This is a genomic window from Pseudomonas sp. WS 5503 (genome assembly GCF_012985385.1).
GTDB classification, from domain to species: domain Bacteria; phylum Pseudomonadota; class Gammaproteobacteria; order Pseudomonadales; family Pseudomonadaceae; genus Aquipseudomonas; species Aquipseudomonas paracarnis.
Map to the genome: position 1 here is coordinate 152,729 of NZ_JAAQWI010000007.1, position 23,265 is coordinate 175,993.

A 23,265-nucleotide genomic window follows, 5' to 3' on the forward strand; every position below is an offset into this window, starting at 1 on the left:
GTCACACCCCCAGCTCTTGACGCTGGCGCTTCAAGTGCTCCGGCATCTCTTTATAGACATCCTCGAACATGGTCGCGGCGCTTGGAATCTGGCCACCGGCCAGGGTGCCGTACTGTTCGGCTTCCTTCTGCGCCTTGACCACTTCGGCTTCAAGTTCGGCACTGACCGCCGCATGTTCCTCTTCGGACCATTGGCCAATCTTGATCAGGTGCTGCTTGAGGCGGGCAATCGGGTCGCCCAGGGGGAAGTGGCTCCAGTCATCGGCGGGGCGATATTTGGATGGGTCATCGGAGGTGGAATGCGGGCCGGCGCGGTAGGTGACCCACTCGATCAGGGTGGGCCCCAGGTTGCGGCGCGCACGCTCGGCAGCCCAGGCCGAGGCGGCGCACACGGCGATAAAGTCGTTGCCGTCCACGCGTAGGGAAGCGATGCCGCAACCCACACCGCGTCCGGCGAAGGTGGTGGCTTCACCGCCAGCGATGGCCTGGAAGGTGGAGATCGCCCACTGGTTGTTGACCACGTTGAGGATCACCGGCGCGCGGTACACGTGGGCGAAGGTGAGGGCGGTGTGGAAGTCCGATTCAGCGGTGGCGCCGTCGCCGATCCAGGCCGAGGCGATCTTGGTATCGCCCTTGATCGCCGAGGCCATGCCCCAGCCCACGCCCTGGACGAATTGGGTGGCAAGGTTGCCGGAAATAGTGAAGAAGCCCGCCTCCTTGACCGAATACATGATCGGCAACTGGCGGCCCTTGAGCGGGTCGCGCTCGTTGGACAGCAGTTGGCAGATCAGGTCCACCAGCGGCACCTCGCGGGCCATCAGGATGCTTTGCTGGCGATAGGTGGGGAAGCACATGTCGTCGATATTCAAGGCCAGGGCCTGGGCGCTGCCGATGGCTTCTTCGCCAAGGCTTTGCATGTAGAACGACATTTTTTTCTGACGCTGGGCGACCACCATACGGTTGTCGAAAATGCGCGTCTTGAGCATGGCGCGCATGCCTTTGCGCATGATCTCGGTGGAGACACCTTCGGCCCACGGGCCCAGGGCCTGGCCCTGATCGTCGAGCACGCGGATCAGGCCCTTGGCCAGGTCGGCGGTGTCGGCGGGCTCTACGTCGATGGCGGGTTTGCGTACCAGGCCGGCGTCGGTCAAACGCAGGTAGGTGAAGTCGGTCTTGCAGCCTGGGCGGCCCGAGGGTTCGGGAACGTGCAGGCGCAGCGGTGCATACGGCTGGGTCATGGCTTTCTACGCTCTATCTTGTGAATTTCTTGTAGTGGGCGCGCTAGCTGACAGTCAGTCTTCGGATAGAAGAAATCTTGTCCTACAACAATCATAGGCGTGGCGTAGAAGAATATTTATCTCTGTTTCATTGCGTCGCTGGCCATTTGCGGATAAAAAAACTGCATAAACATAATAAACAGGTGATTTTGTCTCATGCGCAAACTGGACCGTACCGATATCGGCATTCTCAACGCCCTGCAGGAGAATGCCCGGATCACCAATGCCGACCTGGCCCGCTCGGTCAACCTGTCGCCCACTCCGTGTTTCAACCGGGTCAAGGCGATGGAAGAACTGGGGCTGATTCGTGAGCAGGTCACGCTGCTGGATGCTGATCTGCTGGGGCTGCACGTCAATGTGTTCATCCACGTGAGCCTGGAAAAACAGAACGAGCTGGCGCTGCAGCAATTCGAAGGGGCGATCTCGGATCGGCCTGAGGTGATGGAGTGCTACCTGATGGCCGGCGACCCGGATTATCTGATCCGCGTGTTGGTGCCGACGATCCAGTCGCTGGAGCGTTTCATGATGGACTTTCTGACCAAGGTGCCGGGGGTGGCGAACATTCGCTCCAGCTTTGCCTTGAAGCAAGTGCGCTACAAAACCGCGCTGCCATTGCCGGCCAACGGCATCAGCCTCGGTTCCTGATTCTCTGTAGGAGCGAGCTTGCTCGCGAAGAACTCACAGTCGCCACATGCTTTCAGGCAGCCCGCGTTATCGTTAACGTTCTTCGCGAGCAAGCTCGCTCCTACAGGAGATCGTGGGCGTTTAAATGACTGGCAGGTCCCCTCCGTTTCAAAGTTGGTTTAGGGGGATCTTCAGGTAGGTCACGCCATTCTCTTCCGCTGGCGGCATGTTGCCCGCCCGCACATTCACCTGAATCGCCGGTAACAACAGCGTCGGCATCCCCAATCCGGCATCACGGGTGGTGCGCATCGCTACAAACGCCGCTTCATCCACGCCATCATGCACATGAATGTTCCCCGCTCGTTGTTCCGCCACGGTGGTCTGGCACTTGGCCTCTCGACCCTCGGGCGGGTAGTCATGACACACGTACAACTTGGTGTCCGAAGGGAACGCCAACAGCTTGCGCATCGATGCGTACAACTGCCGCGCATCGCCGCCGGGGAAGTCGCAGCGCGCGGTGCCGACGTCGGGCATGAACAGGGTGTCGCCCACCAGGATCAAGCGGCCGTCGATCAAATAGGCCATGTCGGCGGGGGTGTGTCCAGGCACGTGCAACGCCTGGGCCTTCAAGTTGCCGATATGAAAGACTTCATCCGGCGCAAACAGGTGATCGAACTGCGAGCCGTCCACGCGAAATTCCGGCTCCAGGTTGAACAGGTTCTTGAACACGCCCTGCACCTTGCTGATCGATTCGCCTATCGCGATCTTGCCGCCCAAGGTGCGGCGCAGGTAGGGCGCGGCGGACAGGTGGTCGGCATGGGCGTGGGTTTCCAGCAGCCACTGCACGTGCAGGCCATGCTCGCGCACAAAGGCAATCACCTTGTCGGCTTGTGCCGTATCGGTGCGCCCCGAAGCCGGGTCGTAATTGAGCACCGAGTCGACGATGGCGCAGGGGCCGCCATCGGCCTCATAGACGATATAGGTGTAGGTCGACGATGCGTCATCCAGAAAGGCTTGAATCAACGCTGGCATGGCGGCTGTCTCTGCTGAAGAAAAAAGTGGTTACAATCAGTTTACGTTTACACATAATGTTTTGAGCTTAAGTGACATAAAGGACCCGAGGCAAATGGAATCTACGTTGAGTGAGGGCGAAGTCGCCCAGTTGCGTGCATCGGCGTCCAAGGCCTGTGCCTTGCTCAAGGCCCTGGCCAACGAAGATCGCTTGTTGATCCTGTGCCAGTTGACCCAGGGCGAGCGCAACGTCGGCGAGCTGGAAGCCCTGACCGGCGTACGCCAGCCCACCCTGTCACAACAGTTGGGCATCCTGCGCGATGAAGGGCTGGTCGCCACCCGTCGGGAAGGCAAATACATTTTCTACGGGTTGGCCAGCCACGAAGTGATTCAAGTGATGAAAACCCTGTCCGGGCTGTATTGCGGCGCGGTCATAAAAAGCTGGGCGTGACGCCATCCGGCAGCGACCCTTGTGTGCATTGACTCAAAAAGGCAGTAGACAATGACCGAACAACACTGGGGACCCACCATCAGTGGCGATATCGTAGTCATCGGCGGCGGCTCGGCAGGCATCGGCCTGCTGGCCAGCCTGCTCAAGCGCGACCCGCAGCTGAACATCACCCTCATCGAACCTAACGACTACCACTGCTACCAACCGGCCTGGACCCTCGTCGGCGGCGGCGCTTACGACCTGCACAAGACCCGCCGGCCCCTGGCCGACGTGCTGCCCAATGGCGTCAGCTGGGTGCAGGCCGCCGTCAGCGAAGTGCTGCCCGATGAAAGCACCCTGGTGCTCGACAGCGGCCAGCGCGTCACCTGGAAGAACCTTATCGTCTGCCCTGGCCTGCGCCTGGCCTGGGAAAAAATCGAAGGCCTGCAGGACACCCTCGGCCAGCACGGTGTCACGTCCAACTACAGCTACGAGCATGCCGCGTACACCTGGCAGTTGGTGCAGCAGCTCAAGGGTGGCAAGGCGTTGTTCACCCAGCCGGCGATGCCGATCAAATGTGCCGGCGCGCCGCAAAAAGCCCTGTACCTGTCTTGCGACCACTGGCTCAAGCAGGGCGACCTCAAACACATCGACGTCGAGTTCAACCTGGCCGGTGCGGCGTTGTTCGGTGTGCCAACCTTTGTGCCGCCGCTGATGAAGTACGTCGAAAAATACAACGCTCGCCTGGCGTTCAACTCCAACCTGGTGAAAGTCGACGGCCCGGCGCGCAAAGCCTGGTTTGAAGTCAAAGATGCCGAAGGCAACGCGACGGTCGAAGAGAAAACCTTCGACATGCTCCACGTCGTACCGCCGCAGTTGTCCCCGGACTTTATCCGCCAGAGCCCGCTGGCCGACGCCGCCGGCTGGTGCGAAGTAAACCCCCATAGCCTGCAACACCTGCGCTACCCGCATATCTTCGGCCTGGGCGATGTGTGCGGCACCACCAACGCCAAGACGGCGGCAGCGGTGCGCAAGCAAATCGTGGTGGTGGCCGAAAACCTGCTGGCCCTGCGCAAGCAGGCACCTTTGCCGCTCAAATATGACGGCTATGGTTCCTGCCCACTGACGGTGGAGAAGGGCAAGGTGGTGCTGGCCGAGTTTGGCTACGGCGGCACGTTGCTGCCGACCTTTCCCCTTGATCCCACGCAGGCACGCCGTTCGATGTGGTTCCTCAAGGCCACGCTGCTGCCGTGGTTCTACTGGAATGGCATGCTCAAGGGCCGCGAGTGGCTGACCCGTCTGAGCAAGGTGGACTGAATGCTGCTGGCCAGTGTGTTGGGTGTATTGATGGGCCTGGTCATGGGCCTGACTGGCGCGGGCGGCGGCATCCTTGGGGTGCCGGCGCTGGTGCTGGGGCTGGGCTTGACCATGACCCAGGCCGCGCCGGTGTCGTTGCTTGCGGTGGGCGCAGCGGCAGCGGTTGGTGCCATTGATGGCTTGCGTCATGGCTTGGTGCGTTACCGTGCGGCGTTACTGATCGCCTTGCTCGGCGCGCTGTTTTCGCCGTTGGGCGTGTTTGTCGCCCACCAACTGTCGGAACCGGTGCTGATGGGGCTGTTCAGTGCGCTGATGGTGCTGGTGGCCTGGCGCATGCTGCAACGGGAAAAGCGCGAGGCTGGGCCGAGTGACCATGGTGCGGCGTCGTGGGGCCAGAAAAACTGCATGCTCAACCAGCAGACCGGTCGCCTGGCCTGGACCGCCAAATGCAGCGCCACCCTGGCGGCGTTGGGAGCGGTGACCGGCGCCGTTTCAGGTTTGCTGGGCGTGGGCGGCGGCTTCCTGATCGTGCCGGCGTTCAAGCAACTGACCGACGTGCAGATGCGCGGGATCGTCGCCACGTCGTTAATGGTGGTCAGCCTGCTGTCGCTGATCGGCGTGGCCGGTGCGTTTCATGCAGGCGTGAGCATCGAGCCGGTGGGCTGGGTGTTTATTGGTGCGAGCGTCGTCGGCATGTTGGCGGGAAGGCGGTTGTGTTCGGTGATCCCCGCGCGGGTGTTGCAAGTGGGGTTCGCCAGCCTGTGTGGAGTGGTGGCGATTGGGATGCTAGCCAGCGCGTTGCTCTGACGCTGTACCTGTGCACTGTCACGAAATCTTGTACTTGGTCAGGAACCTCCTCATTGAGCGCTGACACTCAGTGAACGGCCGCAAGCGCCGAAACGCGCTTTTGCCTGGATGATTCTTCGACTATGCACAGGCGCTTTATGACAATTACCGCAGCACATACGCATTTTTCGCTTCCCTTGGCAGCAGCTGAAAAACGGCCACCGCTTTTGGCCGATGACCTTGAACCGTCGTTGACGCCCCAGCGTCCCAGCCAGAATTTGCCATTACCCAACAGTCCTGTCTTCTCACTGGGCCATTTGGGCGGGGCATTATCCTGGCCAAATCCCTTGAGTGCAGACGAGCAGCGGCGCTTGCGCCTTGCGACGATGAATTACGCACACCCTCTGGGCGACCAACCGCTGGTGATGCAAACCAAGGGTGGCGTACTGGAGTTTCTGCGGTATCGCCAGCCGCTGCCGGCAGAAGTGGGGAGCGACCCGGCCAAAATACTCGAAGCGCTGGTCAATTCCCCGCAAGGGCAACGGATGGGCAACGCGCTGCAGCAAACAATGCAGGGCATTGACAGCGAAAGCAGCGCGAGCGATTACCTACTGGCCGCTATCGCACTGCAGATGGACCCTGAGTCGATCACCGCACCCGATTGCAACAGCGTCGCCGGGTTTGATCTGGGCGGTGACACGCATGGGGGACACCACGCAGCCACGGTGGTGGCTGGCTTGGCCGAACATTTGAGTCGTACTGGCAAAACCAGCGCTGCACTGGCAAGTGTCGGCGCGTACCTGTTGCTGGCCAAGTCGGCGCCGCAGTTTCTGATCAAAGACATTCCTGCGACGGTGAAAGTCGGCAGCCAGGCATGGGCCAGCCTGGCGATTGCTGCAATGACGATTGGGGCGCAGACGCCGGGCAAAGTCCCCGGCATGACGTTTGCCCAGGTCATGAGCGAGGCGCAAGAAGCACGGCGGGTTGACCCAGGAGTTACCCAAGCGGCAGAGACGGTGGCATTGCTGGACTGGGCCGTGGCCAGTGGCGTTCTCACAAAAAGACAGAATGGCGACTATCCACCCGCGCAACTTGAATCGGCAAGGGCCGCATTCAACGCGCAGCTGGACACCCGGCTCACTGCCTCCCATGCACTGGATAAGGCATTGCCCACGCGAAAAGAGATCGCCCTGACCAAGCTCAAGGAGCGATTTGGCGACCTTGGCGCGTTTTTCGAGGAGAAAGTATTTGCTGTCGATCAGCACTACGTGAAGATTGAAGGGGGAGGTATTTCGCTCTTGGATGTCGCCATGGACGACTGGCTGGAGTCCCGGCCTTTCAAGGCGCACGAACCCAGCAGTTCACTCAAGGGCAACGACCTGCAAAGGGTACTAACGAGTTTGAACGCCAATCGGCAATTTGGCGTGCCGGCAGAATTCGAACGGCAGTTCAGCCGTGCAATGGAGGAAAAAAAGGCCGCCGTCAATACAACGGTCAGGCACATGATCTCGCAACTGCCCTTACAGGATCGCAAGCATTTCGAGTTTGGAAAGGTCAGTTTTTTCCAGGAAGGCTCATACGTCATGGATGGGCATTTCAATAATACGTATGCTCAAAATGAACCGGGGCTGCTGGTCAAAACCGAGCTGCAAGGCACGTCGCACGCCTACGTCATCGACTTCAATAAAGGCACGATTGAAAAGACGAGCCTTTACAGTACAAAGGTTAAGGAAGACAGGGATGGCAACAAGGTTTCGACGACCAAAGTATTCACGCCCAGCCATAAAGCCGATGATCTGGGACGTGAGCGACCGCTGAATAACGCGCCTTGGGATAGCTTTACCAGCGCTCGATCCCATGGGATTGCCACGGCGTTTGTCGAACACTTGGACCTCGACGATCCCGCTATCAAACAGCAGGCCCGTGGGCAAACCGCCTTGGACAAGGCGAACGCACAGCTGAGCGAGTTTTTGTTGAACCTGATCCCGTTCAGGTCCGCCATTGTCAATTTTCAGAACGGGCAGTATGGCGCGGGTGCTTTTGACCTCTTGCTGGATGTATTCGGTTTTCTTACCGCCGGCACCGCCACCGCAGGAAAGTTGCTCAAGGTCGGCCGTTCTGCGTTGTCTGCCGGGGCCAAGGCATTGCGGGCGGTCAAGGTCATCGGCGTGGCGGCCATTGACGTACTCAACCCCGTCGGCGGGGTGGGCGATTTGCCCAGGTTGGTGGGTAGCGCTGGTCTCTATGTATTGTCCAAAGGCGTCAAGGCCGTCAACAAGCTCAGGGGCGCCACCGGCAGTTATGACGTGTTGAAGGCGATCAGCAAACAGTACGAGGCCGCCGCAACCGGCACCGTGAAGGTGGCAGGCCAGACGGTGGAGGGGGCCGCGGTGCTCAAGGGTGGCAAGTGGTATGCATTCGATGCCGACGCGATGCGGCCTTATGGCGGCCCGCTCGATGAGTTCAAGGCCGCAACCCAGGCTGTCGACGGTGAGGTGGACACTGCAAGCTTCGATGGGCCAAGTGAGCTGAGCCATGAGCTGTTCGGGCACTTCAAAGTGCCTGAATCCAAAATCGCAGGGCTCACCCGCAACAGCCAGGGCGTATATGTGGCAGCCGATGGGCACTCCTCGCACATACGCCATACCGACAGCAACGGTGACACAGCGGTGTATGAGGTGCGCCAGGTGTCGCGCACGGAAGACGGCACCGTGCAGGCCCGGGTTTATCACAACAACCGGCAAACCGAGTTGTTGGTCCAGCATGTACAGGGCGACGAATGGCAACGCCTGGGGGCACCCGGCGGCGGGCAGATCACTGCTGAGCACTTGAAGGCCTGGGAGGCCTTGTCGCCGCAGGAGCAGATAAGGCTGACCCGAAAGGGCTTTGCCAAGCAGAATAAACTCACACAGAAAACCTTTGAGTTTTTCGTAAAGCCAGACGGTCAGTTAACCGATAGCGGCGTGCTCGTGCGTGATCGCCCTGCCAGCGCATTCACCGCAAAGGTGACCGAAACGCATGTGCGTGATTGGAAAAACATGACCCAGGCGCAGCGTGACGAAATGACCCAGGAGGGGTTTGCTGTTCTTCATAACCTTCGGCCGGGTACGTTCAAAACGTATGCGCGCAAGGACGGTACCCTGATGACCCGCGGGGAAACGCTGATCAACTCCTCTGGTCCCACCAAAAGTAACCAGATTACCGATGATCATTTACGCCAGTGGGATGAGCTTTTCAGGCAACCAGGCAACTCATTGACGTCAGCGCAGTTCGTGAGCCAGCACGGGCTCAGCCAACGTAGCTGGGCGCAGTACGTCAACGCGGATGGCTCATTGAAGGGAGCGGGCGCGCAGCGTCTGGAACGCGCACTGCAAAGCGCCGCACGGGCGTCCGCTGTTCAGGCCCAGACCCCCATGGCCGATCATTTGCGCGCTTGGCAGGCGTTATCATTGGAGCAGCAGCAAAGCCTTACCCCCGCAGGCTTCGCCCGGCAGCAACATCTGCACCCGAAAGTGTTCAATCGCTATGTAAAACCAGATGGTCAGTTGACCGCTATCGGCGTGGCGGTGCGCGACCGTGCACCCAATACGCCATTTTATACCGTGACGGAAACCCATATCCGTGATTGGCAAGACATGCCACAGACGGAGCGTGACGAAATGACGCTCGAGGGGTTTGCCGAGCTTTATCACGTTAATCCAGGCTCGTTCAAAACCCATGTGCGGCGAGACGGTACATTGGGGCCGGTCGGTAGAGAACTGATGGACAGGGTGGTCGGTATTGCCCCTAACAAGATTACCGACGACCACCTTCGCCAGTGGAAAGCCTATTTCGAGGACCCGAATAATGCGATCACGCAAGCGCAGTTCACAAGCGAGAACGGGCTCCATCCAGCCACTTGGAGAGACTGGGTCAACGCTGATGGTTCCTTGAAAAAGACCGCCAGCGAACGCCTTGAGCGCGCCGCACTGGGCCCGATCACCCATGTTCCCAGGGCGCGCATGGAGTTGATCACGGCTGGGCATTTGCGCGAGTGGGAGGCGTTGCCGCCCGCGCAGCAACGAAGCCTTACACGCAGGGGCTTTGCTCGCCAGAAACATCTATCCCCGAGAACCTTTGAGTATTACGTGCAGCCTGACGGCAAACTGAGCCCTGCCGGTGTGACGGTGCGCGACCGCTCTGCCAACATGGCGGCGGGCAGGGTGACCGAAACGCATATCGATAGGTGGCAAAAGCTGACTCAGCAGGCGCGTGAGACCATGACCATGGAGGGGTTCGCCGTTCAGCATAACCTGAGTGTGCATTCGTTCAGAGCGTATGTCCGTCCTGATGGTGCCCTGTCGGCGGCCGGCGAAGCCCTGATGAAGAATGTAACCGATGGCGCCTATCGCAGGATTACCAGTGACCTTTTGCGCCAGTGGCAAGCGCTTGCCGAGAGCGCAGACAACTCCGTCACGCAGGCGCAGTTTGTGCAACAGCACAGGCTTAGTCCAGACCTCTGGAGTAAGTACGTGAGAGCGGACGGCTCGTTTACAGCGAACGCCTCGCAACGTCTGGGACGGTTACAGCAAGGCACTGGGCCGCGCCCCGTTCCTGGGCAATCGGTTACGGATACCCCACGAAAACGCCCCGCATCAGAGCCCTTGGACCCGCCACCATCAAAGGTCGGCGCCGGCACAGCGCAAGGCCTGGAGGCCCCAGCCCCCGCTTCGACAGTCCCGCCCGTGGTGATCAAGGTTGAACCCAGCGATTTCCCGACATTGCCTCGTCATCAGATCGACAACACGCTGCCGATTCTGCAGGACCCGGTGAACCCCAGAATCAGCTTGACCCAATCACTCGAAGGCCCGATCGATGACATCCGCATCTCCCACTGGAATGGCGTGCTCGATGGGCTTGATAGCCCGACTAAGGCGAGGGTTTCAGCACAGATCAAGGCGTCGATCAAAGACTGGCTGCGCACCGAAGGCCAGCATCAGACCCGATTTGACGATGCCCTGGAGGTGGTCACGCCGTTGGACGATGGGGGGCCGGCTCGCGGCGCTTCGGTATGGGCGCGGCGCGATATCCCCCAATTTGAAGTGCTTGGCCCTTATGCAGGCAAATACCATGCAGACGAAGCGTCACTGTTCGAGGAGCAGCGCAAGCAAGGTTCGCGGGCTGTAATGACTTACCTGTTCGGTACGCGCTCGGGTACCCGGACGGTGAGCGGCCTGCACACTGGCAACACCCTGAGCCTGATCAATACCTCGCAACTGGGCGAGGGGCCTGCGTGGATGTCCAACAATGTCGTGTCCATCGCGGTCGGGAAAAACCTGACGTTCTATGTAGCGCTCAAGGACATCAAGAGAGGCGAGGAGCTACTGCTGGACTATGGACCGTTCTATAAGCCGGTGCCTGATATAGCGATCAAGCCGGACCCTGATCGCTGAGTTCAAGCGCTGGGCGAAGGGGCAAGACAAATGATGCCGGGCAGTGGGCGCCATTTGACTGTGCCCCATTGACGATCAATTGCGTCCTCAAGATGGCAACATGAACGCCTCTCAGGTTACTGTTCCTCTGTATAACGGATTCACCGGCCTTGCACCCCGGCTTACCAAGGTCACCGAATGGATAAATACACCCCCCACACCTGGCAACCCCACGAGCGGCCGAGCCTGCCTGGCTCGCCGTCGACGCCGCTGCATCCTACGCGTAAGCGCTGGCTTTTCGCGCTGGTCGGCGTGCTGGTGGCAATCACCGGCGGCTTGGGTAACGCCCTGGTCATCGCCAACCTGCAATACCTGCAAGGCGCCCTGGGCGCGACCACCGCGGAAATGGCCTGGCTGCCCGCCGCCTATGTAATGACCAACGTGTGCATGAACCTGCTGCTGGTAAAGTTTCGCCAGCAGTTCGGCCTGCGCGCATTTACCGAGGTGTTCCTGGTGCTCTACGCGCTGGTGACCTTCGGCCATTTGTTCGTCAATGACCTCAGTTCGGCAATTGCGGTACGGGCCGCCCATGGCATGGTGGGTGCGGCGCTCAGTTCGTTGGGCTTGTACTACATGATCCAGGCATTCCCGGCCAAGTGGCGGCTGAAAGCGCTGGTACTGGGGCTGGGCACCGCGCAGTTGGCGTTACCGCTGGCGCGGCTGTTTTCCGAAGACTTGCTGCAAATCGCTGAATGGCGCGGGTTGTATTTGTTCGAACTGGGCCTGGCGCTGATCTGCCTGGGCTGCGTGTTCCTGCTCAAGCTGCCGCCGGGCGATCGCTTCAAGACCTTTGAAAAACTCGACTTCCTCACCTTCGCCATCCTCGCCAGCGGCGTGGCGTTGCTCTGTGCGGTGCTGTCCCTTGGGCGCATCGATTGGTGGCTGGAAGCGCCGTGGATCGGCGTGGCCTCGGCCTGTTCCCTGGTACTGATCATGGCGGGGCTCGCCATCGAGCATAACCGCAGCAACCCGATGCTGATGACGCGCTGGCTGGGCAGCGGCGTGATGATCCGCCTGGCGTTGGCGGTGGTGCTGATTCGCATGGTGCTGTCCGAGCAATCCACCGGTGCGGTGGGGTTCATGCAGATGTTGAACATGAGCTACCAGCAGATGCACACCCTGTACGTGGTGATGCTGGCCGGGGCGATTGCCGGGCTGGTGGTCAGCGCGCTGACGATCAACCCGGCGCATTTGCTGATGCCGCTGATCATTTCCCTGGCGCTGATGGCGACAGGTTCGGTGATGGACAGTTTTTCCAGCAACCTGACCCGTCCGCAGAACCTCTATATCAGCCAGTTCCTGCTAGGCTTCGGCGGTACGTTCTTCCTGGGGCCGACCATGGTGCTGGGCACCAAAAACGTACTGACCAACCCGCGCAACCTGGTGAGCTTCTCGGTGATGTTCGGAATCTGCCAGAACCTTGGCGGCCTGATCGGCGCGGCGTTGCTGGGCACTTTCCAGATCGTGCGCGAGAAGTATCATTCGAGCATGATCGTCGAGCACCTGACCCTGATCGACCCGCTTGTGGCGGCGCGGGTGCAGAGTGGTGGGGCGGCCTATGGCAAGATCGTCGCTGACCCGGAACTGCGCAACCTCATGGGCATCCGCAGCCTGGCCACGGCGGCCACCCGCGAGGCGAACGTCATGGCTTACAACGATGTCTTCATGCTGATCGCGATTATCGCGATCCTGACCATGCTGTGGATCTTCACCCGTAGCCTGTGGTTGATGAGCACCACCAAGGCAATTCCTCCTGTTCAACCCAGCGGCGCAACTTCATGACTGAACCTTCAACCACCACCACGACCGCCATCGCCGCCACGCCGGAAGGCAGCACGCCCCCGGGCGCGGTGCCTACCCAATTGCGGCCCTTGCGCGTGCGTATCGTCTCGTCCCTGGGCTTTGCCGCCATCGCCATCATCGGTGTGCTGATCGTGCTGTACGCCTGGCAACTGCCGCCGTTCAGCAGTGCGGTGGAAACCACCGAGAACGCTTTGGTGCGTGGGCAGGTGACGATTATCGGCCCGCAGCTCAGCGGCTATGTGTTCGAAGTGCCGGTGCAGGACTTCCAGTACGTCAAGACCGGCGACCTGCTGGTGCGCCTGGATGACCGTATCTACAAGCAACGCCTCGACCAGGCCCTGGCGCAACTGGCGGTGCAGAAGGCCTCGTTGGCCAACGTGGTGCAGCAACGCAACAGCGCCGAAGCGACCATCAAGCTGCGCCAGGCCGCGCTGGTCGACAGTCAGGCCCAGGCACGCAAGAGCACTGCGGATTTGCGCCGCAATGAAGAACTGATCAGCGATGGCTCGGTGTCCAAACGCGAACTGGACGTGACCCGTGCGGCCAACGCACAGACCATCGCTGCCGTGGCCCAGGCCCAGGCCAGCCTGGAAATCGCCCGCCAGGATTTACAGACGGTAATCGTCAACCGCGGCTCCCTGGAGGCAGCTGTCGCGAGTGCCGAGGCGGCGGTGGAGTTGGCGCGCATTGACCTGTCCAATACACGCATCACGGCACCACGGGATGGTCAGCTCGGGCAGATCGGCGTGCGCCTGGGCGCCTACGTCAATTCCGGCGCGCAACTGATGGCGCTGGTGCCCAAGCAGTTGTGGGTGATTGCCAATATGAAAGAAACCCAGATGGACAATGTGCAGGTCGGCCAGCCGGTGACGTTCACCGTGGATGCGCTGAACCACCGCAAATTCCATGGCACGGTGCAGCATATTTCCCCGGCCACCGGTTCCGAGTTCAGCCTGTTGCAGGCGGACAACGCCACCGGCAACTTCGTCAAGATCGCCCAGCGGGTGCCGGTGCGCATCATCGTGGACCCGGACCAGGCCGAGAGTGAGCGCTTGCGGCCGGGGTTGTCGGTGGTGGTGAGTATCGATACGGCAGGGCGCCTGAAAAACAGCCCACCCTGACGTTGACGCATCCTCTGACTGTAGGAGCGAGCTTGCTCGCGAAAAACGTCAACGATAACGCGTGTTTTCTGAATGAACGCGGCGCCTGTGAGTTTTTCGCGAGCAAGCTCGCTCCTACAGTTCAGGCATTTGGAGTGCATTTCAGGTTGAATGCCAGGTGGGTTGACTGGCCTTGCTCCAGCAGCTTAAGGCCAGGCTTGCCCGCCAGGTGATGGGCATTCACCGGATGGCTCACCGGCTCGATGCAGAAAAACTCCAACCCCGGCGGGCAGTACAGCAGGAAGTAATCGGCGCCGCTGGCCTGGCATTCGAGGCGGTAGCCAAGCTCCGGTTGTTCGATCACGCAGTGCCCATCCCAGCCGCAAAAGCCGTTGTCCACCAGCCCCTCTGGCAATCCTTTGAGTTGCCGGAAATCCCAGGCTTCGGGAACAGGTTCCAGCCTCGTGGGCAGCTTGGCCGCGTCACTCATCCACACTTGCCTAGCCTTGGCCTGCAGCCGCGTACCCGGCCGGCGCGGCAAGTACGGATGCAAGCCCAGCCCATGCCACGCGGGTTGCTCGGCCAAGTGAGTTACACACAATTGGATATTCAACTCACCGTTGTTCAAGCGAAACCGTTGGCGGGCGTGATAGGCGAAGGGCGTTTCGCAGCGCAGCTCCAACACCACTTCATGTTCTGACTGGCTTGTCACCTGCCATACCTGCTGCCAGGCCGAACCGTGAATCGGAAAAGGGTCAGTGAGGCTATTGGGTGCCAGTGCCAGCCAGCCATCGGGGTTGTCGAAGCCGCCGTGGGCGATGCGGTTGGACCAGGGCGCTAATGGATAGCAGCCCAGCTTGCCCGGCAGCCCGGTATTGATCGCGTGCTTGTCGCTGTGCCGCAATAGCGGTTGCCCGGTGTCGCGTACCGTCCAGTTGACGAGGCTGCCGCCGATGGCAGGGGCGAGCACCAGATGGGTGAATTGATCTGTAAGCTCAATCACGATTGACCTGCCTAGTGAAGTCAAAACAAACACTGAGGATTCAACTGTGGGAGCTGGCTTGCCTGCGATAGCGGTGTATCAGTCATGAATGCGTTGACTGACAGATCGCTATCGCAGGCAAGCCAGCTCCCACATTGGTTTGCCTTTACAGCACCAAGTGGGGCAACCACAGCGACAACGCCGGAACGTAGGTCACCGCAATCAGCACCAGGAACAACACCGCATAAAACGGCAGCAGGGCCTTTACGGTTTTCTCGATGCTGGTCTTGCCCACCGCCGCGCCGACAAACAGCACCGCGCCCACCGGCGGGGTAATCAGGCCGATACCCAGGTTCACCAGCATGATCATGCCGAAGTGGACCGGGTCGACGCCGATGCCCAGGATCACCGGCATCAGGATAGGCGTGAGGATCAGAATCAGCGGCGCCATGTCCATCACCGTGCCGAGCAACAACAGCATGACGTTGATGCACATCAGGATCACGTAGCGGTTGTCCGACAGGGTCAGGAACAGCGTGGTGATCTTCGCCGGGATCTGCATCAGGGTCATGATGTAGCCGAAGCTGGCGGCGAAAGCGATCAGGATCATCACGATGGAAATGGTGCGCACCGTGCGATGCATCAGCTTGGGCAGCTCGCGCCATTTGTAGTCGCGGTAGATGAACATGGTCACGAAGAATGCCCACAACACCGCAATCGCCGCCGACTCGGTGGCGGTGAAGATGCCCGAGAGGATGCCGCCGAGGATGATCACCATGGCCATCAGGCCCCAGAGCGCATCGGCGGCGATCTTCAGCGCCTGCTTCAAGGGGATGACTTCGCCTTTGGGGTAGTCGCGCTTTTTCGCGAAGATCAGGCAGAGCACCATCAGGCACGCGCTCATCAACAAGCCCGGCACCACACCGGCCATGAACAGCGAGGCGATGGAGACGGTGCCGCCTGCCGCCAGGGAGTACAGCACCGAGTTATGGCTGGGCGGCGTCAGCAGCGCCTGCACCGAACCGCTGACGGTCACGGCGGTGGCGAATTCGCGCGGATAACCCCGCCGTTCCATTTCCGGAATCAGCACCGAGCCGACCGAGGCGGTATCGGCCACGGATGAGCCGGAAATCGCGCCAAAAAACGTCGAAGCCATGATGTTGACCAGGGACAACCCGCCACGCACAAAGCCCACCAGCACCCCGGCAAAGGCCACCAGGCGCCGCGACATACCGCCCTCGGCCATGATCGCCCCGGCCAGCACGAAGAACGGAATCGCCATCAGCGAAAACTTGTTCACCCCACCGGCAATCTGAATCATCAGGGCCTGGAACGGGATGTCGATCCACCACGCGCCAATCAGCGCCGACAGCCCCAACGCGTAGGCCACCGGCATGCCGATCAGAATCAATACAACAAAGCTGCCCAACAGAATCAATGCGTCCATATCAGGCGGCCCCTTCGTTTTCTTCAACCAAGTCGAAGCGCACCACCTTGCGGTTGCTCTGGTCACCGAACAGCAGCTTTTCGACCACGAACACCAGGGTCAGCACGCCGCCAATCGGGATCGGCATGTAGGTGATGCCCACGCGCAGGGTAGGGATGGCGCTCATGAATTGGTTCCAGGTGGACAGGCACAGCTTGGTGCCCCAGATCGTCATGAACACGCAGATGGTGCCCATCAGCAGTTGCGAGAGGATGCCGACGAGGCGGCGTTGGACAGGCGGCAAGCGGTCAGTGATCATCGCCACCGACATGTGCGCACCGGCACGGTAACTGGCAGCGGCGCCGATAAAGGTGAACACCAGCATCAGCAGGATGGCGGTGGGCTCCGGCCAGCTGGAACCGGTGCCGAGGGCGTAGCGGGTGAAGATACCCCAGGGAATGATCAAGGCCACCCCCAGGACCGAAAGGCCGGCGACCCAGATACAGGTCATGTAAAGGCGGTCATTGAAGCGCAGCAGTAAAGTCTTCATGGCGTTCACCGTGACCGGGCGCGTCGATGCCGACCGCGCCGGGCCTTATGCAGGGGCAGGGGAGGTTATTGAACCGCGTCGATGCGCTTGATCATGTCCGCATACGGCGCACCGTATTTGGCACGCACCGCCGCAGTGGCCTCATAGAAGGGCTTTTTGTCGACAGTGATGAACTCCACGCCGGCCTTCTTGAGTTTCTCTTCACTGCTGGCGGACTTGGCGTCCCAGAGCACGCGCTCATCAGCCTGGGCGGCCTTGGCGGCGGCCTTGACCATGTCCTGCTGGGCGGGGTCGAGCTTGTTCCAGGTGATTTTCGACATCACGATGGGTTCAGGCAGGATCAGGTGTTCGGTGAGGGTGTAGTACTTGGCGTTCTGGAAGTGGTTGTGTTCCAGCAAGGTCGGCGGGTTGTTTTCCGCGCCGTCGATGACCCCGGTCTGCAGGGCGCTGAAGATCTCGCCGGTGTCCATGGCAATGCCGTTGGCACCCATGGCGTTGAAGGCTTCGATGAAAATCGGGTTGCCTTGCACGCGGATCTTCATGCCCTTGAGGTCTTCGATCTTGCGCACCGGTTTCTTGGTATAGAGATTGCGCGTGCCGCCATCCATCCAGGCCAGGGCCACCAGGCCGAACTCGGAGTTGGTGATCTTGGCGAGGATCTCGTCGCCAATCTCGCCATCGATGACCTTGCGCATATGCGCCTGGTCGCGGAATACGAACGGCAGGTTGAACACGTTCACGTCCGGCACCACCGGGCCGACGATGCCGAGGCTGACGCGGGTCATTTGCACGGCGCCGACCTGGGCCTGTTCGACCACTTCCTTCTCGGAGCCCAGCACACCGCCGGGGAAGTACTTGAAGGTCAGCTCGCCGTTGCTCGCCTTGGTCAGGGCCTTGCCCATGTTCTCTTCGGCGACCACGGTGGGGTAGCCAGCGGGGTGAATGTCGGCGAACTTGATTTCCAGCGCGTGGGCGGCGCTGCTGAGGGTGAAGATTGCAGCGGCGAGCAAGGTGCGTTTGAAGTCCATGGAAGTCACTCCTGTCTTGTTATTGTTGTATTCAAGGCACAGCGATTAAACGATGAAGCGGGGTTCGGGCAGCCCTTGGACGCCGGGGTTGAGGGCGAACACGCCACCAGACAGCGACTGCTCACTCGGGTCGTCACGGATGGAAGTGACGTACAAGGTGTCCAGGCGGCTGCCACCGAAGGCGCACATGGTGGGTTTTTTCACGGGCACGCTCAGGGAGCGGTCCAGGCGGCCGTCGGGGCTGAAACGGTGAACCAACCCGGCGTCGTTGGCGCAGATCCAGTAGCCGCCCTCGGCGTCCACGGCTGCACCGTCGGGCCGCCCGGGGAAGTCGTTCATATCAACGAACAGGCGGCGATTGGACGGTGTGCCGGTCTCGATGTCGTAGTCGAACGCCCAGACCTTTTGCACCTTCGGGTGCGAATCGGAAGCGTACATCGTGCGGCCATCGGGGCTGAAGGCCAGGCCGTTGAGGGTGATGAACCCCTCCAGTTGCGCGTGGGGCGCAGCCCCTGACCCATAGCGATAAAGGACACCATCGGCGGCGTTCAAGCCCATGTCCAGCACCATGCTGCCGGCCCAGAAACGGCCCTGGCGATCGCAGCGGCCATCGTTCAAACGCATGTCCTTGCGCGAATGCTCGATGCTGGCCAGCGGCACGGTGTCGAGGCTGCCGTCGTGGTGGGGCGTGAGTTGGAAGAAGCCGGTTTGCATGCCAGCGACCCAATTGCCTGCCTGGGTGCGCGCAATACAGGCGAGCATCTCTGGGGCTTTCCACGCCGCCAGATGGCCGGTGGCGGCGTTCCAGCGTTGCAGGCCGCCGTTGGGGATATCTACCCAATACAGGGCGTTTTCTTCGGGCACCCACACCGGGCATTCGCCCACCGCATTGCGGGCATCGACAATCAGTTCAGCAGTCATGGTCATTCCCTTGGGTTGCGGGGCACTCAGTCACCGAACGGCCCCGCCGCGCAGAACGCACCGCCCTGGTAGACCTTGGCCGGGTCATCGGCGGCCACGGGCGGTTGGGCTTCGACCTGGGCGCGGAACACTTCGGAGCTGTCTTTGGGGGCAAAGCCCAGGTGCGCGGCGTAGCGGTTGTCCCACCAGGTGTCGAGGTTGGCCGACATGCCGTACACCACGGTATGGCCGACGTTGGGCGTGTACAGCGCGCGTTCGAGCAGTTGTGTCAGGTCGTCGAAACTCAGCCAGGTGTGCATCATCCGGCGGTTCTGCGGTTGGGGGAACGAGGAGCCGATACGGATGCTCACGGTCTCGATGCCATAACGGTCGAAGTAGAAACTGGCCATGTCTTCGCCGTAAGACTTGGACAGGCCGTAGTAACTGTCCGGGCGGCGCGGGGAATGGGCGTCGAGTTGCTCGCCCTGTTTGTAGAAACCGATCACGTGATTGGAGCTGGCGAAGATCACCCGCTTGACCCCGTGGCGGCGGGCCGCTTCGTAGATATGGAAAATGCCGCTGATGTTCGCGCCCAGCACCTCTTCGAACGAGCGCTCCACCGAAACGCCGCCAAAGTGCAGGATGGCGTCGACGCCCTCTACCAACTGATGCACGGCGTGTTTGTCGGCCAGGTCGCAGATGTGTACCTCTTCGCGAGCGTCAGTGGCGGGGGCCATTTCAGCGATATCCGAAAGGCGCAGCACCTGGGCATAAGGACGCATGCGTTCACGCAGGACCTTGCCCAGGCCGCCGGCGGCACCAGTGAGCAACAGACGGTTGAAGGGAGCGGGGGTGGTGGTGGTCATGGGCCTTCCAGATTTTTGTTGTAGGTTGTCGTATGACTATGGGGAAATAGTGTTAGGGATTCCTGGTGTTGTCAACGTCCTTCCAGGCACATGAGATCAAAGGTGGGAGCAGGCAAGCCAGCTCCCACATGGATAGGTGGCACCTTAGAGATCGGATTTGCCTTTGGAACTACAACAACGAAATCGGATAGCTGATAAAAATCCGGTTCTCATCGAACTCGTTATTACTGAAATCCCGACGCATGGTCGAGTTGCGCCACTTCACATTGAGGTTCTTCAGCGCACCGCTCTGCACCGTGTAGGCCAACTCCGACTCACGCCCCCACTCCTTGCCGTCGGTGATCGCCCCGGTGTGTACATTGCTGCCGCTGATATAGCGGTTCATCAGGGTCAGCCCTGGAACGCCGAGCACCACAAAGTTGAAGTCGTGGCGCACCTGCCAGGACTTTTCCTTGGCGTTGTCGTAGCTGGCGTTGTAGCTGTCGTTGGCCAGAGTGCCGCCGCTGGTGCCGTTGATGCGCATCCAGGCGCTGTCGCCGCTGAGTTTTTGCAGGCCAACATAGAAGGTATGGCCGTTGTATCTGGCCGAGAGCAGGGCGAACAGGGTCTTGTTATCGAGGTCGCCGGCCAGGGCGCTGCCGTCTTCCTTGCCGTTGAAGAACCCGAGGTTGGCGCCCAGGGTCCAGTCTCCCAGCGGCTGGCTGTGGGTGAGGTTGAGGTACTGCTGTTGGTAGATATCAGTCAGTTCGGCGTACCACAGGCCGACCTGGGTACGTTTGTCGTTGAAAGTGTATTCGCCGCCGCCGAAGTTGAAACGGTCCGAAGTGAACGCGGCTTTGCCGTTCATGAACATGTCTTCCATGCTCGCGTCGTTGCGTGGGCTGTTGCCGCGAAACTGGCCACCGTAGAGCGTCAGGCCGGCGATTTCATTGGAGGTGACCTGGCCGCCACGAAAGGTCTGGGGCAGGGAGCGGCCATCATCGGAACGCAAGATCGGCAGCACTGGCATCCATTCGCCAACCTTCAACTCGGTCTTCGACAGCCTGGTTTTCAGCGCGACACCCAGACGCCCGAAATTGTCGGCGGGGCGGCCATCGTCATGCACCGGCAACAGTTGGGTACCGGCGGTGCCTTTGCCGCCATCAAGCTTTTGCGAATACAGGCCCAGCACGTCAATCCCGAAACCGACCGTGCCCTGGGTAAAGCCGGACTTGGCATCAAGGATAAAATTTTGCGTCCACTCTTCGGCCTTGCCCTGGGGGTTGGTCGGGTTGGTGAAGTTGCGATTGAAGTAGGCATTACGCAGGTTGAGCGTGGCCTTGGCGTCGTCGATAAAGCCTTCGGCGTTGGCACCCAGCGGCAGAGTGACGGCCAGGCTGCCGAGACCGAGAAGGCCCAGGCGAGTGCAGGAATGACGGGCGGATTGACTCACAGTGAGGCTCCCTTTGTTTTGTTGTTTTTATTATTTGTCATACGTTGTCGTACAACATTGAGCGCGATATTTGCGAGGTTTTGAGGGCGTGTCAAGCAGAAGTTATACGATGACTTGGGTGAAACGATTCAACGCAGCGGCACGGTCGCCCCCTGTAGGAGCGAGCTTGCTCGCGAAAAACGTCAACGATAACGCGTGCTTCCTGAATGAACGCGGCGTCTGTGAGTTTTTCGCGAGCAAGCTCGCTCCTACATGGATTGCATTGCAACGCAGGTTTCAGCCAGCCATGACCATCGGCGGCAGGGTGCCAAGCAGGGAAACCGCAGCCACTGCTGCAACGCCCAACAGCCACTCCATCATCACACTGGCTCTCAAACTGCCCAGGCGTTGTTCGCAGCGCTTGATACGCAACCGGTTCAACAGCGCCAACCCCAGCATGCCCAGCACCAGCCCCACCTTGATCAGCAGGATCAAGGCGAAGCCCTCGAACAGCGGCGTGGGCCACAGTTGCCCGGTGAGCACGCGCACGTTGATCAGACCGGTTACCAGCAGGCCGCCGACCAAGCCATATCCCACACCACTGAAGCGACGCAGAATCGGCTCCAGGTGGTGGTCTTGCGCCTGCCGGAGGATCAGCACCAACACCAGCAACCCACCGAGCCAGGCCCCAACGCACAGCAGGTGCACTACCTGGTTAAGGATCAGCAACCGCCCACTCACCCCATCGAGCATGGCGCCATGGCCTACGGGGGCCAGGGTCGCCAGCAACAGGGCGAGCAGCGGCAAGCGCAAGGCCGGCCAGGGCTTGATCAGCACGATCACCAGCAGCAGGTTCAGCAGCAGATGCCAGGCCCATACCTGGCCAAAAAAGGTCTTGCCCAGCACCAACTGCACCGTGGCCGGTTGCAGCGCCGACTCCCAACTGCCGGCCATGCTGGCGGTGATCAACAGCAACCACACAATCCCGGTGAACAGCCCCAAGCCGGCCAGGCCACGGGTGATGCGCAGCAATTGCCGGTCCAGTGTCGGCTGCACATGAGCGCCGAGCAGCCAGGGCCTGAATACCCACGCCCCGAACATTAGCAACACGACGCAAAAGTGCAGGAAGCGGCACAGCACCAGCAGGGTTGCCATGGGTTATTGGCCGACCTTGAAGCTGTAAGTGCCTTCGCTTTTGTGAGTGTCGACGGACACTGCATGCCATTCGACTTTATAGGTGCCGTTTGCCAGCGCAGCGGCAGGCGTGACCACCAGTGTCTTCTTGTCGGCGTCCGGAGTTTCCAGGCCCTTGATGGCGATTTCGGTGCCGTCCTTGCTCAGGGAGACCTTGGTGAAGGTGGCTTCGACGCCTTCGCTGAAGGTCAGGCGCAGGTCTTTGGGTGCGGCGACTTTGCTGTCAGCCGCAGGCTCCGCGCTCTTGAGGTGGGCGTGGGCAAACGCCGTGGAGGCGCCCAGCAGGGCAGTGAACAGGACAGCAGCGGTCAGGGACTTCTTGAGCAACATTGTTCAATACCGATCAGAGGATAGGAGCCGGCAGTGTACGAAGTTTCGGCTTGGCCTGTCGCCCCGATCTAGAGCCGGTGGTAGTCTTTAGGCCGTGTTGTTGTCAGGGAGCCCTTATGGGCAATCACAAGATCGGAATTCGTCGGGTCAACGTCGAGAAAATCCTGCTGGCGGCGGAGAAGGTCTTCGCCAACAAAGGCTATGGCAGCACCGCCATGGCCGACATCGCCGAAGAAGCGCAACTGCCGCGCTCCAACCTGCATTACTACTTCACCACCAAGAGCGAGCTGTACAGCGCGGTGCTGTTCGACCTGCTGGAATTGTGGAAGCAGGACGCCCTGAGCTTTGAAACCTTCGACGACCCTCGGGTAGTGCTCAGCAGCTACATCCGCGCCAAGATGCAGCGCTCGCGCACGCGCCCGTATGGCTCCAAGGTCTGGGCCAATGAAATCATCCACGGCGCGCCCACACTCGGCGAGGCCCTGGATGAAAGCCTGTACGACTGGGCCAAGATGAAGGAAGCGAAGATTCGCCAATGGGTGCAAGACAAACGCATCCTGCCGGTGGAGCCCTCGAGCCTGCTGTACATGATCTGGGCCTCGACCCAGCACTATGCCGACTTCGACCATCAGGTGAAGATTCTGAATGATCACCAGCCGTTGTCGGACAGGCAGTTCGAGAAGGCCATTCAGACCGTGACCGGTGTGATTTTGCGCGGGATTGGGTTGGAACCCTGAGCTGATGGTTCCCACGCTCCGCG

19 protein-coding genes are annotated in these 23,265 nt (G+C 60.5%); 8 read left to right on the forward strand and 11 right to left on the reverse strand.

What is annotated here, in order from left to right; translation table 11 throughout:
* Nucleotide 1: 1 nt before the first annotated feature.
* A complete protein-coding gene (locus HBO10_RS18695; protein ID WP_034127971.1) occupies nucleotides 2-1,237 on the reverse strand; it encodes a 3-methyl-2-oxobutanoate dehydrogenase (2-methylpropanoyl-transferring) subunit alpha in 1,236 nt (411 codons plus the stop codon).
* A 195-nt stretch (nucleotides 1,238-1,432) separates the two neighbouring features.
* On the opposite strand from HBO10_RS18695, the gene bkdR reads away from it, so the two are divergent.
* Nucleotides 1,433-1,921, forward strand: a complete 489-nt coding sequence (gene bkdR / locus HBO10_RS18700; RefSeq protein ID WP_003174877.1) for a Bkd operon transcriptional regulator BkdR — start codon at nucleotides 1,433-1,435, stop codon at nucleotides 1,919-1,921.
* A 147-nt stretch (nucleotides 1,922-2,068) separates the two neighbouring features.
* Here bkdR and HBO10_RS18705 read toward each other — a convergent pair whose 3' ends face one another.
* On the reverse strand, nucleotides 2,069-2,932 hold the full coding sequence (locus HBO10_RS18705) for an MBL fold metallo-hydrolase (RefSeq protein ID WP_034127970.1): 864 nt from the start codon (nucleotides 2,930-2,932) through the stop codon (nucleotides 2,069-2,071).
* A gap of 94 nt (nucleotides 2,933-3,026) precedes the next feature.
* Between HBO10_RS18705 and HBO10_RS18710 the strand changes: the two genes are divergently transcribed.
* The 6 genes from HBO10_RS18710 (at nucleotide 3,027) to HBO10_RS18735 (ending at nucleotide 13,839) form a co-directional block, all read left to right on the forward strand.
* The gene (locus HBO10_RS18710) at nucleotides 3,027-3,362 is read left to right on the forward strand and encodes a metalloregulator ArsR/SmtB family transcription factor (protein ID WP_003174875.1); all 336 of its coding nucleotides are present in this window, start codon (nucleotides 3,027-3,029) and stop codon (nucleotides 3,360-3,362) included.
* 51 nt (nucleotides 3,363-3,413) lie between these two features.
* Nucleotides 3,414-4,658: an FAD/NAD(P)-binding oxidoreductase gene (locus HBO10_RS18715; RefSeq protein WP_034127969.1), complete on the forward strand. Its 1,245-nt coding sequence runs from the start codon at nucleotides 3,414-3,416 to the stop codon at nucleotides 4,656-4,658.
* Nucleotides 4,659-5,465: a sulfite exporter TauE/SafE family protein gene (locus HBO10_RS18720; protein ID WP_034127968.1), complete on the forward strand. Its 807-nt coding sequence runs from the start codon at nucleotides 4,659-4,661 to the stop codon at nucleotides 5,463-5,465.
* A 137-nt stretch (nucleotides 5,466-5,602) separates the two neighbouring features.
* Nucleotides 5,603-10,876 (forward strand): SET domain-containing protein-lysine N-methyltransferase, encoded by a 5,274-nt coding sequence (locus HBO10_RS18725; protein WP_034127967.1) that lies wholly within the window; start codon nucleotides 5,603-5,605, stop codon nucleotides 10,874-10,876.
* A 177-nt stretch (nucleotides 10,877-11,053) separates the two neighbouring features.
* On the forward strand, nucleotides 11,054-12,697 hold the full coding sequence (locus tag HBO10_RS18730; RefSeq protein ID WP_034127966.1) for an MFS transporter: 1,644 nt from the start codon (nucleotides 11,054-11,056) through the stop codon (nucleotides 12,695-12,697).
* On the forward strand, nucleotides 12,694-13,839 hold the full coding sequence (locus tag HBO10_RS18735) for an HlyD family secretion protein (RefSeq protein WP_034127965.1): 1,146 nt from the start codon (nucleotides 12,694-12,696) through the stop codon (nucleotides 13,837-13,839). Before HBO10_RS18730 ends, HBO10_RS18735 begins: the two co-directional genes overlap by 4 nt.
* A gap of 121 nt (nucleotides 13,840-13,960) precedes the next feature.
* On the opposite strand, the gene HBO10_RS18740 is transcribed toward HBO10_RS18735, so the two are convergent.
* The 9 genes from HBO10_RS18740 to copC all read right to left on the reverse strand — a co-directional run bounded on the left by HBO10_RS18740 (nucleotide 13,961) and on the right by copC (nucleotide 22,505).
* Complete coding sequence (locus HBO10_RS18740) at nucleotides 13,961-14,821, reverse strand: aldose 1-epimerase (RefSeq protein ID WP_034127964.1); 861 nt, start codon at nucleotides 14,819-14,821, stop codon at nucleotides 13,961-13,963.
* Nucleotides 14,822-14,966: 145 nt separating this feature from the next.
* The gene (locus HBO10_RS18745; protein WP_032903436.1) at nucleotides 14,967-16,247 is read right to left on the reverse strand and encodes a TRAP transporter large permease; all 1,281 of its coding nucleotides are present in this window, start codon (nucleotides 16,245-16,247) and stop codon (nucleotides 14,967-14,969) included.
* A 1-nt stretch (nucleotide 16,248) separates the two neighbouring features.
* Nucleotides 16,249-16,776, reverse strand: coding sequence for a TRAP transporter small permease (locus HBO10_RS18750; protein WP_014719007.1), 528 nt, complete (start codon nucleotides 16,774-16,776; stop codon nucleotides 16,249-16,251).
* Nucleotides 16,777-16,841: 65 nt separating this feature from the next.
* A complete protein-coding gene (locus HBO10_RS18755; RefSeq protein ID WP_003192291.1) occupies nucleotides 16,842-17,804 on the reverse strand; it encodes a TRAP transporter substrate-binding protein in 963 nt (320 codons plus the stop codon).
* Between the two features lie 45 nt (nucleotides 17,805-17,849).
* Nucleotides 17,850-18,725, reverse strand: coding sequence for an SMP-30/gluconolactonase/LRE family protein (locus HBO10_RS18760; protein WP_034127963.1), 876 nt, complete (start codon nucleotides 18,723-18,725; stop codon nucleotides 17,850-17,852).
* 26 nt (nucleotides 18,726-18,751) lie between these two features.
* A complete protein-coding gene (locus tag HBO10_RS18765; protein ID WP_034127962.1) occupies nucleotides 18,752-19,570 on the reverse strand; it encodes an NAD(P)-dependent oxidoreductase in 819 nt (272 codons plus the stop codon).
* A gap of 169 nt (nucleotides 19,571-19,739) precedes the next feature.
* On the reverse strand, nucleotides 19,740-21,002 hold the full coding sequence (locus tag HBO10_RS18770) for an OprD family porin (RefSeq protein WP_034127961.1): 1,263 nt from the start codon (nucleotides 21,000-21,002) through the stop codon (nucleotides 19,740-19,742).
* A gap of 276 nt (nucleotides 21,003-21,278) precedes the next feature.
* Nucleotides 21,279-22,136 carry a copper homeostasis membrane protein CopD gene (copD, locus tag HBO10_RS18775; protein WP_034127960.1) on the reverse strand — a complete coding sequence of 286 codons (858 nt, stop codon included), beginning with the start codon at nucleotides 22,134-22,136 and terminating at the stop codon, nucleotides 21,279-21,281.
* A gap of 3 nt (nucleotides 22,137-22,139) precedes the next feature.
* Nucleotides 22,140-22,505, reverse strand: a complete 366-nt coding sequence (gene copC / locus HBO10_RS18780) for a copper homeostasis periplasmic binding protein CopC (protein ID WP_034127959.1) — start codon at nucleotides 22,503-22,505, stop codon at nucleotides 22,140-22,142.
* A 116-nt stretch (nucleotides 22,506-22,621) separates the two neighbouring features.
* On the opposite strand from copC, the gene HBO10_RS18785 reads away from it, so the two are divergent.
* Complete coding sequence (locus HBO10_RS18785) at nucleotides 22,622-23,242, forward strand: TetR/AcrR family transcriptional regulator (protein WP_014719000.1); 621 nt, start codon at nucleotides 22,622-22,624, stop codon at nucleotides 23,240-23,242.
* Nucleotides 23,243-23,265: the final 23 nt, after the last annotated feature.